The organism is Vibrio sp. 10N.286.52.C3 (assembly GCF_041468865.1).
GTDB lineage: Bacteria > Pseudomonadota > Gammaproteobacteria > Enterobacterales > Vibrionaceae > Vibrio > Vibrio crassostreae_C.
Window position 1 is genome coordinate 146514 of the sequence record NZ_JBFRJM010000011.1, and the last position, 14622, is coordinate 161135.

At 44.9% G+C, this 14622-nt stretch carries 11 protein-coding genes and 1 tRNA gene; 3 read left to right on the forward strand and 9 right to left on the reverse strand.

Going from position 1 to position 14622, the window contains the following annotated elements; genetic code table 11:
- The 4 genes from AB4138_RS04840 to fabB all read right to left on the reverse strand — a co-directional run.
- Positions 1 to 3100, reverse strand: a 3100-nt coding sequence (locus AB4138_RS04840; RefSeq protein ID WP_372305160.1) for a FimV/HubP family polar landmark protein, incomplete at its 3' end; no start/stop codon positions are given.
- Between the two features lie 207 nt (positions 3101 to 3307).
- Entirely contained in the window at positions 3308 to 4321 is a 1014-nt protein-coding gene (locus AB4138_RS04845; RefSeq protein WP_017062350.1) for an aspartate-semialdehyde dehydrogenase, read from the reverse strand.
- A gap of 12 nt (positions 4322 to 4333) precedes the next feature.
- Entirely contained in the window at positions 4334 to 5467 is a 1134-nt protein-coding gene (locus AB4138_RS04850; protein WP_017062351.1) for a 4-phosphoerythronate dehydrogenase, read from the reverse strand.
- Positions 5468 to 5950: 483 nt separating this feature from the next.
- Positions 5951 to 7162 (reverse strand): beta-ketoacyl-ACP synthase I, encoded by a 1212-nt coding sequence (fabB, locus tag AB4138_RS04855; protein ID WP_017062353.1) that lies wholly within the window; start codon positions 7160 to 7162, stop codon positions 5951 to 5953.
- A 128-nt stretch (positions 7163 to 7290) separates the two neighbouring features.
- On the opposite strand from fabB, the gene mnmC reads away from it, so the two are divergent.
- On the forward strand, positions 7291 to 9369 hold the full coding sequence (mnmC, locus tag AB4138_RS04860) for a bifunctional tRNA (5-methylaminomethyl-2-thiouridine)(34)-methyltransferase MnmD/FAD-dependent 5-carboxymethylaminomethyl-2-thiouridine(34) oxidoreductase MnmC (RefSeq protein WP_372305162.1): 2079 nt from the start codon (positions 7291 to 7293) through the stop codon (positions 9367 to 9369).
- A 150-nt stretch (positions 9370 to 9519) separates the two neighbouring features.
- Here the strand turns inward: mnmC and AB4138_RS04865 are convergent, their stop codons facing one another.
- From AB4138_RS04865 to AB4138_RS04875, 3 genes are all read right to left on the reverse strand, one after another.
- Positions 9520 to 10041 carry an NADPH-dependent FMN reductase gene (locus AB4138_RS04865; RefSeq protein ID WP_017070306.1) on the reverse strand — a complete coding sequence of 174 codons (522 nt, stop codon included), beginning with the start codon at positions 10039 to 10041 and terminating at the stop codon, positions 9520 to 9522.
- A gap of 176 nt (positions 10042 to 10217) precedes the next feature.
- Positions 10218 to 10481, reverse strand: a complete 264-nt coding sequence (locus AB4138_RS04870; protein WP_017063425.1) for a YfcL family protein — start codon at positions 10479 to 10481, stop codon at positions 10218 to 10220.
- A 9-nt stretch (positions 10482 to 10490) separates the two neighbouring features.
- Positions 10491 to 11021 carry an elongation factor P hydroxylase gene (locus AB4138_RS04875; RefSeq protein WP_017063424.1) on the reverse strand — a complete coding sequence of 177 codons (531 nt, stop codon included), beginning with the start codon at positions 11019 to 11021 and terminating at the stop codon, positions 10491 to 10493.
- Between the two features lie 298 nt (positions 11022 to 11319).
- Between AB4138_RS04875 and AB4138_RS04880 the strand changes: the two genes are divergently transcribed.
- Positions 11320 to 11943 (forward strand): trimeric intracellular cation channel family protein, encoded by a 624-nt coding sequence (locus AB4138_RS04880; protein WP_372305165.1) that lies wholly within the window; start codon positions 11320 to 11322, stop codon positions 11941 to 11943.
- 150 nt (positions 11944 to 12093) lie between these two features.
- Here AB4138_RS04880 and aroC read toward each other — a convergent pair whose 3' ends face one another.
- Both aroC and AB4138_RS04890 read right to left on the reverse strand, forming a co-directional pair.
- Positions 12094 to 13179: a chorismate synthase gene (gene aroC, locus AB4138_RS04885; RefSeq protein WP_017062360.1), complete on the reverse strand. Its 1086-nt coding sequence runs from the start codon at positions 13177 to 13179 to the stop codon at positions 12094 to 12096.
- Positions 13180 to 13448: 269 nt separating this feature from the next.
- Positions 13449 to 13525, reverse strand: a tRNA-Arg gene (locus tag AB4138_RS04890).
- Between the two features lie 211 nt (positions 13526 to 13736).
- Between AB4138_RS04890 and folD the strand changes: the two genes are divergently transcribed.
- A complete protein-coding gene (gene folD, locus AB4138_RS04895) occupies positions 13737 to 14594 on the forward strand; it encodes a bifunctional methylenetetrahydrofolate dehydrogenase/methenyltetrahydrofolate cyclohydrolase FolD (RefSeq protein WP_017062367.1) in 858 nt (285 codons plus the stop codon).
- Positions 14595 to 14622 lie beyond the last annotated feature (28 nt).

Sequence of the window (14622 nt, forward strand, 5' to 3'; positions counted from 1 at the left end):
GCTCTGGCTCTGGCTCTGGCAAGGATTCAACGACATCTTCAAGCTGATCGCTACCTTGGATTTTCGGTTCAAAGTCAAAATCAGAGGTAACGTTAGCTGGCGACTCTACATCGTCGATAGCCTCAGCTAGCCAGTCTTCAACCGTCTCTTCATCATCTTCAGAGATATCATTTAAAGAGGATGGCGAAGCTTGCTCTTCAGAGCTAGCAGCAATGTCTTCACGCTGTTCTTGGACGTCGGTTCCTTTCGGCTCAGATTCTTGTTGTGCGCTTTCTTCTTGAACTCGCTCTTCAAAATCTGGTTTATCAAAATCAGAATTCTCAGATAACAGCGAGTCGATATCCAATTTATCATCCTCCACCGATGATGCGGTTTCTTGCGCTGATACTTCGTTGCTGTTTAAAAGAGGCGCTTGCTCTGATTCAACCGTATTTTCAATTGATGGTTCAACAGGCTCTTCTATTGCTGACAACAAATCATTGTCATCAGAAGTCATTAACTCATCAATCAACGCTTCGTCTGTTGTTTCTAGCGAGTCATCAAGCAAAGCATCCGTTGCTGGTGCAACACCGAACAAATCATCGATAAAACCATCACGATTAAAGGCTTCATCATTTTCTGGCTTAACGTCAGCGCTGTCTTGAATCAGTTCCGAATCTAACGATTCATCAGTAACGACTTCAGGTTGTAGTGTTTCACTAATGTCCGGATCTTGCTCAGGCTCACCTTCAGAGGTTAACGGAGTAAGCTCAACGTCTGAGTCCTTTTCAGGCTCCTCATTGGCGTTGTCCAAACCAAAGGCTGCGTCTAACTCTTTATCAAACGTCTTATCTTCAGATTCAAGCTCGTCTTCAATGCCACTTGTCAGTAAGTCATCAAATGGGTCTAGAGATTCTGATTTTGATGCATCCGCTAAAAGCTCATCATCTGACAATTCACTATCAAGGAAATCATCCAATAAGTCGGTACTTTCGGCGTCGAGTTCGAAATCATCGTCGTCAGAGTCACCTATTAATTCATCCAAGGTTTCCGTGCTGTCTTCTGCGATGTTTAGCTCATCATCGGTCGATAAACCAGAAAGCTCTTCAAGCTCAGACAGAGAATCAAAGCCAAGAGGTTCGCTTTCAGACTCATCATCCGAATCGTCCCCTAGCATCTCATCAAGAAGGTCTGTCGAGTTACTTAGGTCTACGTCATCGCCTGCCAGTTGCTCATCAAGCAGATCAACGCTGTCTTGAGGTTCTTCATTTACGATGGGCTTATCGAACTGAGACAGAATGTTTTCGATATCATCATCAGACGCCAAACCACTGTTTAGGTTAGTGGCAATCTCATCGTCGCTATCGAGGTTGAAAGGGTCATTCGCTTGATCGTTCTGAGCAGCAACTTGGGCAAAGATGTCATCAATATCATCATTCGCTGTCGGTGAAGCTGGCTCAGGGGACTGTTGTTCAGAGATTAGAGCATCAATATCAAAATCGTCATTGCTCAAATCAACAGGCTTAGTCTCACTTTGTTGCTCAGAGATAAGCGCATCGATGTCAAAATCATCGCTTGCTGGTGTTTCAGTGCTAGAAGGCGAATCACTTTGCTCTTCCGAAATCAGAGCATCAATATCGAAGCTGTCGTCATCTTCGTCATCAAGAGCAAACAGATCATCTAATAAAGATTGGTCTAGCTCGTTGGAACCGAGATCTTCAGTTTCAGACTCTTGAGATAGTAAAGCTTCAATGTCATCAGCAGACATTGCGTTATCATCAGAAAGATCAAAGTCGACATCATCAGTATCGACGGCGCTTTCCGCTGTTTTGTCTAGCGCACGTTCCATCTCTTCAAGGCCAAGCGCTTTCTCTTCGCCATTAACACTAATGCCGTTGCTGCTGTCTAAATCTAGATCGTCGAAGTTGGTGTCTAAATCACCGTTTTCGCCAATGCTAGCAAATGGGTCATCGTCTTCACCATCTAGATTGAAATCGAGATCAGATTCATCTAAACCAGCAAAGACATCATCCTCTTCGGCTAGCGCTTGATCGTCAAACAGCTTGTTGGCGTCATCTTCCGTACCAAACAAGTCATCATCTAAAGACAGCTCGTTAAGGTCGTCCATCTCGTCGCCCAATGTAATAGGTGCAACGGTACTTGGTTCTGGCTGGAGCGGTTGTTCTTGAGTCGTCTGCTGTTGCTCATCATTTTTAGAACGACGGCCTAACAGCATCACAACGATCAAACCAATGAGCAGACCTGGAATAATCGCAAGAGCCGCCACTAACCAACCATTCGATAACAGTTCGTCCATGACACTTGGTGCCATCTTTTCAATTTCGGCGTTCTTTCTGCGCTCTTCATCAAGCAGCTTTTCCACTTCGCTACGAATGCGGTCTTCATCACTGAGCTCTGTTTTTAGCTCATCCACTTCCGATTGAACATTCGATAACATCAAACGAAGTTGGTGATTTTTCTCTTCAAGTGACAGCAGTTCAGTTTCTGAAAGCTCTAGCTGCTTCTCTAACTTGTTCATCTCTTGGGTTGGTGCAGATTGAGCTAGAGATGATTGAGTTGGAGACAATGGCTTTTTAGCAGTTTCAGTAGTGCTTACTTGCTTAGCAGGAGTAACATTTTTTGCATCAGAACTCGGCGCTTTGGGTTTTGAAGCGACAGGCTTACTTGCAGGAGCATCAAGCTTAGCAAGATGTGAGTTCATGATGTTGATAGCTTGCTGCGTCGAGCTTGCACGTGCTTGCTCTAAAGAAGGCACGCGTAGATTGCTCGCAGGCAGCAGGCTATGGATATTCTGGTTTTCAAACGCTTGTGGGTTTAAGCGATAAATAGCCAACAGAGTTTGTTGGACTGAAACGGAGTTATCAGGGCGTAACTTTGAGGCAATAGACCACAATGTTTCTGAGCCGCGAGTTGGACCATAGAAACGTGAAGGCTCAGCGCTATTTGATTGCGCTCTTTGAAGTGGTTCTGAAAACGTAGGCGCTGATTGTATCTGGCCATTAGGCCCTACAACTCGAATGGAATCTGCACGAACAACGGAAATCTGAGTCGCAATGATAAAGGCAAAAGGCATTAACCACGGCTTGAAAATTTGAAACATAAAAGGCTCAGCTAGGTGCTTAAATTCGGAAAAGTGATGATCTATTAAATATATCGGATAAATGACGTAAAACTATAGAGATGAAAACAAAAAATGTGTTGCAGCAACAATATTCGCAGCAATTTCACACAATTTGACTAACAATATTTTTAATCGATTAAAAAAGCCCCACTAAAGAGTGAGGCTTTTTTATCAAAGCAATAAAGCTTAGAAGTAATCGCGAATCAGAACTTCAGCGATTTGAACTGCGTTTGTTGCTGCGCCTTTACGAACGTTATCAGCGACAACCCACATGTTTACGCCACTGTGATGGCTGATGTCGTTACGAATACGACCAACCATTACGTGGTCTTTACCACCTGCATCACGAACTTGAGTTGGGAAGTCTAGCGCTTGGAATACTTCAACACCTTCTGTGTTCTCTAGAAGCTGAACCACTTGCTCTGCACCGATTGGTGCGCGAGTTTCAATGTGTAGAGATTCTGCGTGACCGTAAAATACTGGTACGCGGACACAAGTCGGGTTCACTGTGATTGAAGAGTCAGCAAAGATTTTTTGAGTTTCCCAAACCATCTTCATCTCTTCACGCGTGTAGCCGTTCTCTGTAAATTCATCGATTTGAGGTATACAGTTGAAAGCGATTTGTTGTGAGAACGCTGAGTTTTCAGCTGGCATACCGTTAAGAAGCTTAGCCGTTTGACCCGCTAGCTCATCGATACCTGGCTTACCTGCACCAGACACAGATTGGTAAGTTGAAACGTTAATACGCTCAAGGCCCACTTCATCGTGAATTGGTTTTAGCGCTACTACCATTTGGATAGTCGAGCAGTTAGGGTTCGCGATGATGTTACGGTTACGGAACTCAGCAATCGCTTCAGGGTTCACTTCAGGCACAACCAGAGGAACATCGTATTCGTAACGGAAGCGTGATGTGTTATCGATGACAACCACACCTTCATCAGCCGCAATTGGAGCCCAACGCTCTGAAAGCTCGCTACCTGCAGAGAAAAACGCAATATGTACTTGAGACCAATCGAAGTCTTCTACGTTTTGTACTTGTATTGTTTTGCCGTTAAAACGGGAAGTTTTGCCTTCACTACGTTCACTTGCTAGTAAGTGCATTTCACCGACAGGGAATTTACGCTCTTTAAGTACTTCAAGAATGGTTTCACCAACCGCACCAGTCGCACCTAAAATAGCAATATTAAATTCTTGGCTCATTGTTTCTCTCTTTTATAAAGTTGGCTTTACCATAAAACCGAGTTTAGATAACGGCGTTAAATTACAAGATTCGTCGCCCGTTAACTCGACTGCACTGTACTCTCTGCGGTCCCAATATTCTTTACGCATCTTGTCAAAAGAACCCGGCGTAACGATATTGCGACGGAATAAGGCGTCGTCTTTGCGCACATCATAGATCAACTGAGTCAAATTGTGCAGTGTTGCTTCATCCCAAGCTCTATCTAATTTCATTTGAGGTACAGGCGCTGTCGGCAATAAGTCGCTTGCATACGCACGCTGTTCAGTACCTAAAAATTCACAATAACTGTTGAAGATCATCGTGGTACCACGCGCTTTACCTTCTAAACCGTAGCCCGCTACGTGAGGCGTTGCAAAAGCGAGTAACGGAAGAAGCTCAAAGTCGACTTCAGGTTCAAACTCAAACACATCAAGCACTGCAGTGAAACCATCGGCTTTTTGCAGGCGAGCTTTTAGCGCTTGGTTATCAACCACAGGACCGCGAGCTGCATTAATCAGGATTTGATCAGCACGTAAGTTGTTCAGCACTTGCTCACTGATCAAGTGATGCGTTGGATACTCACCCGTCTTAGTGATTGGCGTGTGTAATGTAATAACGTCTGATTGTTCAAGCAAAGTCTCTAACTCAGTAAATTCGCGAGTATCACCCTCTTGCTGTTTTAGAGGGTCGTTCAGCAGAACTTTGATACCAATACCTTCAAGGCACTTCGCTAAGTAGCTACCTACCTGACCACAGCCGATAATACCAACCGTTTTATCAAAAACAGAGAAGCCTTGCTGTTGCGCAAGCACCATCATCGCACTGAATGCGTACTCAGCAACACCCACCTTGTTACAGCCAGGCGCCGCAGTAAAGAAAATGCCACGCTCTTTCATCAATTCTTGGTCAACATGGTCCATACCAGCCGTCGCAGTACCGACAAACTTCAGCTTATTGGCTTTGCTGATCAATGACTCGTTTACCTTGGTAACAGAGCGAATCATCAATGCGTCTACGTCAACTAGGTCGTCAGCAGTAAGTGTGCGACCAGACTTCATTGTCACTTCCCCTAGCTGGCTAAAAAGCGCTTCAGCGTAAGGCATATTTTCGTCGATTAAGATTTTCATTTGGCGAGTACTTTTGTTGGGGTCTATCGACCTAAATGTGAATTGAAATGATTGTGCAAAATTCCACACACGGTGTCGAGTAGCAATTGGAATACATTATAAATAAAGGGCTGAATCACTGAGTCTGCACAAACAACAGGCATAAGATTCCATACCCAAATCTCAAACGGCTAAAACGAAAAATGCCCGATTGAATAAACAATCGGGCAAACATCCAGAACAAAAGGATCCTATCTCGCTCTCCAGGAGACAGAGTCTTGCGTCTGTTCAACCAGTACTAACCAAAGTCAGTACTGGTCAAGCTCTGGAAACCTTTCAATCTCAAAACCCAGATTTAAAAACTATGTTCAAAAAACACGTTTACCAACCTGCGTCTAAAAACTTTGTTCTGATGGTCATTATTACTGGGTGACCTGTGCGTGTTGAATCGGCACTAGCGCAACCCTTTAACGATTAACCTTGTCTCTGTAACTCAAGCTTAAGTTAAGCTTGGTACTTTTTGATTACTAGCGTTGCGTTCGTACCGCCGAAACCAAAACTGTTAGACATAACTGTAGTTAGCTCTTGATCACGAGCTTCAGTTACGATGTCTAGGCCAGCAGCAGCTTCGTCTAGGTTCGAAACGTTAATGCTTGGAGCGATAAAGCCGTTATCTAGCATTAGCGTTGAGTAAATAGCTTCGTGTACGCCAGCAGCACCTAGAGCGTGACCTGTCATCGCTTTAGTTGCAGAAATTGCTGGGCTGTTGCCACCAAATACTTCTTGGATAGCGCCTAGCTCTTTAACGTCGCCAACTGGAGTTGAAGTACCGTGAGTGTTCACGTAATCAACGCCATCAACGTTTTGCATCGCCATCTTCATACAACGAACCGCACCTTCACCAGAAGGAGCAACCATGTCGTAGCCATCTGAAGTTGCGCCGTAGCCTACGATTTCACCGTAGATTTTTGCGCCACGAGCAACAGCGTGCTCAAGCTCTTCGATAACTAACATGCCGCCGCCACCAGAGATAACGAAACCATCACGGTCTGCATCGTAGGTACGAGAAGCCAGCTCTGGCGTATCGTTGTACTTAGTAGAAAGTGCGCCCATTGCGTCGAACATCATAGTCAGAGACCAATCCAGTTCTTCACCGCCACCAGCGAATACAACGTCTTGCTTACCAAGTTGGATAAGCTCCATTGCGTGACCAATACAGTGTGCAGATGTCGCACATGCAGAGCTCATAGAGTAGTTCACACCACGGATTTTGAAAGGAGTTGCTAGACAAGCAGAAACCGTAGAAGCCATTGTACGTGGAACCATGTATGGACCAACGCGCTTCACGCCTTTCTCACGGATGATGTCTACCGCGTTTACTTGGTTTAGAGATGAAGCACCACCTGAACCCGCAACGATACCCGTGCGGTCATTAGATACTTGATCTTCAGTTAAGCCAGAATCAGCAATTGCTTGCTCCATTGAAAGATAAGCGAATGCCGCTGCATCACCCATAAAGCGCATTTTTTTGCGATCGATATGGTCAGCAGGGTTCATTTTTAGGTTACCCCATACTTGAGAGCGCAAGCCATTTTCCTTGAACTGCTCTGAAGCGGTAATACCAGATTTACCCTCTTTCAGTGATGCTAAAACTTCTTCGACGTTGTTACCGATACTTGAAACAATACCCATACCGGTGATTACGACTCGTTTCATGTGACATTCCTATAATTCTAAATTCAGCTAGATGATAACTAAGAAGCCTAACAAAAGTGGTCAGCTTTCCTAGAAATTCGTACAATCCCTACCAACATATCGCTTCAAATCACAAAATGATAGATTTTATGACTTCAATTACTAATGCAGAACTGGAATGGAATGAGTCTGGCACGCCAGTTTCAGACCAATTTGACGACGTTTACTTCTCCAATGTTAACGGTTTAGAAGAAACTCGCTACGTCTTTTTAAAGCAAAACCACCTTCCAGAGCGTTGGCTTGAACATGAACAACGCCGCTTTGTGATTGCTGAAACCGGCTTTGGCACAGGTTTGAACTTTCTTGCAGTTTGGCAATGGTTCGATGCTTTTCTTAAAGATAACCCACAAGCGATGACCAAAGAGTTACATTTCATCAGTTTTGAAAAATATCCTTTAAATAAAGAGGATCTCATCAAAGCACACCAATCGTGGCCAGAATTAGCCGAGTATGCGACGCAACTCCAAGAACACTACCCTATTGCTCTACCTGAATGTCACCGCATTGTGCTGGGCGACGGTGCAATCACGCTTGATTTGTGGTTTGGCGATATTAAAGATTGCATGCCCAACGTACCAACCCCGCGTGAAGGTTTGGTTGATGCTTGGTTCTTAGACGGTTTTGCTCCGAGCAAGAACCCAGAGATGTGGAATCAAAACCTATTCAACGGCATGGCTAAGCTCGCTAAGCAAGATTGTAGCTGCGCCACCTTCACCGCTGCTGGCTTTGTTCGCCGTGGCTTAATTGAAGCTGGCTTTGAAATGAAAAAGGTCAAAGGCTTTGGTACTAAGCGAGAAATGATCGCCGGCCGACTTGGCGAAAAGCACGCTCACACCAACATCAAACCTTGGTATGGCCTCGCTCAACACACTGAATCCCAAGACATTGCGATCATTGGTGGTGGTGTCGCCAGTGCTGCATTAGCCAAAACGCTAAGCCGTCGTGGTAAAAATATCACCCTTTATTGTGAACATCCACAAGCTGCGGGCAATGCCTCAGGTAACAACCAAGGTGCGATTTACCCGCTATTAAGCGAAGCGACCTCGAACGTGTCTCGCGTGTTTGGCCCGGGATTACTGTTTGCTCGTCAATTTATTAATCAAGCGGCTCAGTCTATTCAATTTGATCACAGTTGGTGTGGCGTGAACATCTTGATGTGGGATCAAGGCTCCACTAAAAAGCTCAACCGCATGTTGGAAGGCAACTTCCACACCGACCTGATTCAGCGTTTATCGCCAGAGCAAGCCAACGAAAAGATTGGCTTACCCGTCGATAAAGAGAGTGTTTACTTTCCGCTGGGTGGTTGGCTAAGCCCTCTGCAACTGACTCAAGGCTTGATTGGCAAGTTAGAAGAGAACAACCAAGTAAGCGCGCACTATCAACATCAAGTAACGCAACTTGAGTGGCTCGAAGCTGAACAACAATGGATACTGACGATGGATACACCTCAAGGTGAGATTCAAACCAAGCACGACCAAGTGGTTGTCGCGAATGGACACAAGTTCACTCAGTTTGAACAAACTCAGCCAGTACCACTGACTCCGGTTAAAGGCCAAGTGAGCCATATTCCGACCACGGAAAATCTCAGCCAGCTAAAAACCGTGTTGTGCTTTGATGGCTATTTGACGCCACAGAACCCCAACAATGGTCATCACTGTATTGGTGCGAACTACGACAAAACCAATATCGACCAAGAATTTGATATTGAGGTTCAGCAGCACAATGGCGAGCGCCTACATGGGTCACTACCAGACCAAGCATGGACAAAAGATGTCGATACCAGTGACAACTTAGCGCGCCAAGGTATCCGAAGCGTAAGCCGTGACCACCTTCCGTTTGTCGGAAACGTTGGTGACTTTGAAGCCATTAAGGAGCAGTACCAAGATCTCCACAACTTCAACCCGCAGCGTGACTCGGTTGAGGATGTAGAAACGGTAACAAGCTTCCCTAACCTTTATTGCTTTATCGGACTGGGTTCACGTGGTTTGAGCTCTGCACCATTATTGGCTGAAGTATTAGCATCACAGATCTGTGGCGATCCGCTGCCCTTGCCTGTTGATGTGCTTGAGGCGATTCACCCAAGTCGAATGTGGGTACGCAGACTGCGTAAAGGTAAGGCATTAACGGCTGGATGGGTTGCTGACAAGCATTCTAAATCAAAGCCGTAGTTTCTAGTTCAGCTATTTTGAACATCTGAAATTTCTGAATATCTGAAACTAATAAGTTAAAAGCTAAAAAGCCCTACGTGACTAAGTTAAGTCGCTCGGGCTTTTTGTTATTCGTGTTGATCTAAACTGATGTTCTAAATGGAGCAGTATTTACAGCTTAGCAACCGCGTCTTTAATCTGTAGAGCAATCTCTTCGTTGCTGATAGAGCCCGACTCAAAATCAAAGTTATCGTAGAAGCTTGGTACTGAAACTGACGCTTGCACGTTGCCACCGAAGTAAGGTGCAGAACCTGTCGCTGCACCAAGTACCGTTTGTGCGCCACCAGGGCCCGGTGAAGTCGCTAGGTAAACCGCCGGCTTCTCGCCAAACACTGAACGCTCAATACGTGTCGCCCAGTCAAATAGGTTTTTATACGCTGCTGGGTAGTGACCATTGTGTTCTGCGAACGAGATAACAAACGCATCAGCTTCAGCTAGGTCGCGTAGGAATGCTTGAGCACCTTCCGCTTGGCCAATCTCTTTTTCAGTGTCTTCACTGAACATAGGAACATTGTAATCGTTGATGTCTAGGACTTTTACTTCAGCACCTTCAATCAAGTTTGCTGCGTAAGTTGCTAGTGTTTTGTTGATTGAGGTAGAACTTGTGCTTGCGCCAAATGCGATAACTTTCATGATGTGACCTTTCTGTAATTCCGTTAAGTGGGATTAGAATAACGTAGTAAGAAAATGTAACCATCACAAGAAATGAACGGACTCATTCAAAAATTTCGAACGAGTCTCAAATAAACCAGTTCGCTCAGCAAAATGGGAAAGGAAGGGACTGAGCGGATAGTATTAATACATCGAGATTAAGCTTGGTTTTGTAGCTCAACCCAAAGGTCATTAACGATAGTGCGGTCTGCTGGTGTTAGTTCAGAGCGAGCGTCGTCTAGGCTCTGTTCAATACGAGCTTTTACTTCAGCCACATCTTCAATGCCTTCTTCTTCACATGAAGCCACTGAAAGAGAAATATGACCACGTAAGTAACCACCAGCAAACAGTTCATCGTCTGATGCGTTTTCAATGCGAGCATCAATTACTTCAAGTAGTTTTTCTTCAAATTCGATAATCATAATATTCTCTTATTTCACAATAAATTGGCTAGCACATAAAGGTTCTACATCGTAGAAGCTGCGTAATGCTTCAGAGAGCATTTTCACGCGAGGCGGAAAGCCTACTTCAAAGATACCCATAACTTCGCTATGTACTTTATTCATAAAGGCCAAACGATCTGGCTCAAAATCGCCGTGTAGATTGTCACAGCTGACATTAAAAGGAAAGCCTGCGCTCATCGCAATGATCCATTCATACGCTTGTGGGCGAATTTCTACTTTTTCAAACTCAGCTTGAACCGATTCCGTTCGACCGTCAGGTTCATACCAATAGCCAAAATCTTCCAGTAAACGACGCTCAGGCCCAGCAACGCACCAGTGTGCGATCTCATGGAGTGCAGAGGCGTAAAAGCCACGTGCGAACACGATTCGATGGTGTGGGATAGTATCATCAGCAGGCAAATAGATCGGCTCATCAGCCCCTAGCTCTAGTTTGGTATTAAAGCTTTCAAAAAAGGTCTGATTGAAGATATCGATAATGTCTGAGTATTGGTGTGTCATAAAATCAAATTTAAGTAAAAATAACTGGGGCATTTTGCTTTTTTTTCAGCGCTCGGTAAAGCCCTATCAAGCGTAATGACATCGGGTTCGCCATTATACTTTGCAGTGACAATCGATTGCCATTCCCAGATTACACCACTTTAAGGTGAATGATTAGTTTAGCTAATCTGAAACGCCCATTCACGGTACAAATATTCATTCGTCAACAAGCATTTTTACTACTACACTCGCGCTTCATTTTATATCCCTAAGGCCTATAAGACTCGAGTTTATAGACCTAAATTATAGAGCTACAGCAATGCTACTAAGTGTTTTGTATATCATTGGCATCACGGCAGAAGCCATGACCGGCGCTCTCAGTGCAGGCAAACAAAAAATGGATTGGTTTGGTGTAATGTTGGTTGCGAGCGCAACGGCAATTGGCGGCGGTACAGTACGCGATATCTTACTTGGCCATTACCCTTTAGGTTGGGTTGAAAACCCTCAGTATCTGGCCATCACCTGTATAGCAGGTGTTATTACAACCGGGTTGGCGAAATGGGTTATCAAGCTAAAAGGTTTGTTTATTCGCTTGGATGCCTTAGGCCTAATCGTATTCAGTATCATTGGTACCAAAGTAGCGATGACCATGGGTCTGCACCCGATGATTTGCATGGTATCGGCATTAGTGACAGGTATCTTTGGTGGTTTGTTACGTGACCTTATCTGTCGTCAAACACCATTGGTGTTACATGAAGAGCTGTATGCCTCTGTCGCACTTGTCGCTTCAGGTTTGTACCTAGGTTTGCTTGAGCTTGGCATCAACGACGTCACGGCGACAATTGTGACGCTTGTAGTTGGTTACTTGCTGCGCATGGCGGCTGTAAGATTCAAATGGAGTTTGCCTTCGTTCCAGCTTGATCCTGAAAGTTCAGTGCATTAATGGATTAAGAGCCTTAAGCTGCTAGCTGTCTTTAATGACGATAGTCGCTAACCGGACGAATAATCCTGCTAATGTGAAAAAGGGTTACTTCATTACGAAGCAACCCTTTTTTGTTTCTACCAATTCTATTCTAAATAAAAAGAAGCAGAATTAGATTTGTGGTGTTTCAGTTGTCACACCAAAGTTTTGACCACGATGACGTAGCAAGTGGTCAAGCAGCACGATAGCCAGCATTGCTTCTGCAATAGGTACCGCACGGATGCCAACACATGGATCGTGACGACCTTTCGTGATTAGCTGCGTTGCTTCACCATCTTTCGTGATTGTGTCACCAGGTACAGTGATGCTTGATGTTGGTTTAAGCGCAATGCTTGCCACAATATCTTGACCAGTAGAGATACCACCTAAGATACCGCCAGCATGGTTGCTGCTGAAACCTTCCGGAGTTAATGGATCACGGTGTTCACTACCGCGTTGATTAACCACATCAAAGCCATCACCAATCTCAACACCTTTCACCGCATTGATGCTCATTAGAGCGTGCGCGATGTCAGCATCTAGACGATCAAAGATTGGCTCACCAAGGCCTACAGGCACTTTAGTTGCAACCACTTGAATCTTCGCACCGATCGAGTTGCCTTCTTTTAGCAAGTCACGAATCAGTTGGTCAAATTCCGGTACTTTGTCGGCATCTGGGCAGAAGAAAGCGTTGTTTTCAATCTCGTTCCAATCCACTTTATCAATTGAGATATCACCCATTTGAGAAAGGTAAGCTTGGATCTCAACACCAAATTCTTGTTTCAGGTATTTCTTCGCAATCGCACCTGCCGCTACACGCATAGCAGTTTCACGAGCTGAAGAGCGACCGCCGCCACGGTAATCACGTACACCGTACTTTTGATGGTAGGTATAGTCAGCATGGCCAGGACGGAATTTGTCTTTAATTTCGGAATAGTCTTTAGAGCGTTGGTCTGTATTTTCAATCAATAGACCAATAGAAGTGCCCGTAGTTTGGCCTTCAAATACACCTGATAAGATTTTCACTTCATCCGCTTCACGGCGAGCCGTTGTATAGCGAGAAGTACCAGGGCGACGACGATCCAAATCTCTTTGAAGGTCTGCTTCGGTAATTTCTAATCCTGGTGGGCACCCATCTACGATACATCCTAGTGCGATACCGTGACTTTCTCCGAACGTGGTCACGCGGAAATGTTGTCCGATACTGTTTCCTGCCATTACTTCCTCTAAATCAGCTATTGAGCAGAAGGTTTGATTCCTAAACCGACTGGCTAATAGCTTTACTTGTCTATTCTTCGTGAATTCATAGTGGCTTTATTACCAAATGATGTAAACCCCAAAAAACGAACAATTTTAACTTTCTATTACATAAGCCGAATGAAACGAATAACAGAAGAAAATGAGTCGCGCTTGAAAAGAAGTGTTTTATGATGTGTAAAATGCAAAAAACCCGACAACTCGGAGAGTTATCGGGTTTCTTTAAATAATGGCACGCCCTGAAGGATTCGAACCTTCGACCACCTCCTTAGAAGGGAGGTGCTCTATCCAGCTGAGCTAAGGGCGCGCTACAGGAACGAATTATACGAATTCGAATCAGTAAAGCAACGGCTTTATGTAACATTCTGATCTAAGTGGGTAAAAAAAGGCCAACAAACATATAAGTGTTGGAAAATAGACCAAAGCAAACGTTTGCTTGATGGTAATCAAAAAGATTTTCTGGAATAATGCGCCAAAAACATCAGCCACTAACTTGAATATCAATACTAAGGAAATTCATGACTGCTCAAAATATTGATGGAAAGCTAATTTCTCAAACGGTTCGCTCCGAAGTTGCTGCACGTGTAAAAGCTCGTACTGAAGCTGGATTACGCGCTCCGGGCCTAGCGGTTGTTTTAGTGGGTGAAGACCCTGCTTCTCAGGTTTACGTTGGAAGTAAGCGTAAAGCGTGTGAAGAAGTTGGCTTCGTATCTAAATCTTACGACTTGCCAGCCACTGCGACAGAAGACGAATTGTTAACATTGGTAGACCAACTGAACGACGATCCAGAGATCGACGGTATTCTTGTTCAACTGCCTCTACCAGCTGGCATTGATAGCACTCACGTTCTTGAGCGTATCACGCCAGAGAAAGACGTTGACGGCTTCCACCCATACAATGTCGGCCGTTTGGCTCAGCGCATGCCTAAGCTTCGCTCTTGTACGCCAAAAGGCATCATCACGCTGCTTGACCGTTACAACATCGACTTACGTGGTAAACACGCGGTTGTGGTTGGCGCATCAAACATTGTAGGTCGCCCAATGACGCTAGAACTTCTTCTAGCAGGTTGTACAACGACAACATGTCACCGCTTCACCAAAGACCTTGAAGGTCACGTGCGTCAAGCAGACGTTGTTGTAGTTGCCGTTGGTAAGCCTAACTTCATTCCTGGCGCTTGGATTAAGAAAGGCGCTGTTGTGGTCGATGTTGGTATCAACCGTTTAGAATCTGGCAAACTAGTGGGCGACGTTGAATACGACGTAGCGAAAGAAAGCGCAAGCTTCATCACACCTGTGCCGGGTGGTGTTGGCCCAATGACGGTTGCGAGCCTAATCGAGAACACCATGATCGCTTGCGAGCAATTTCACTCGAAGTAGTCCGCAGCGCATATAAATAAAATTAGAA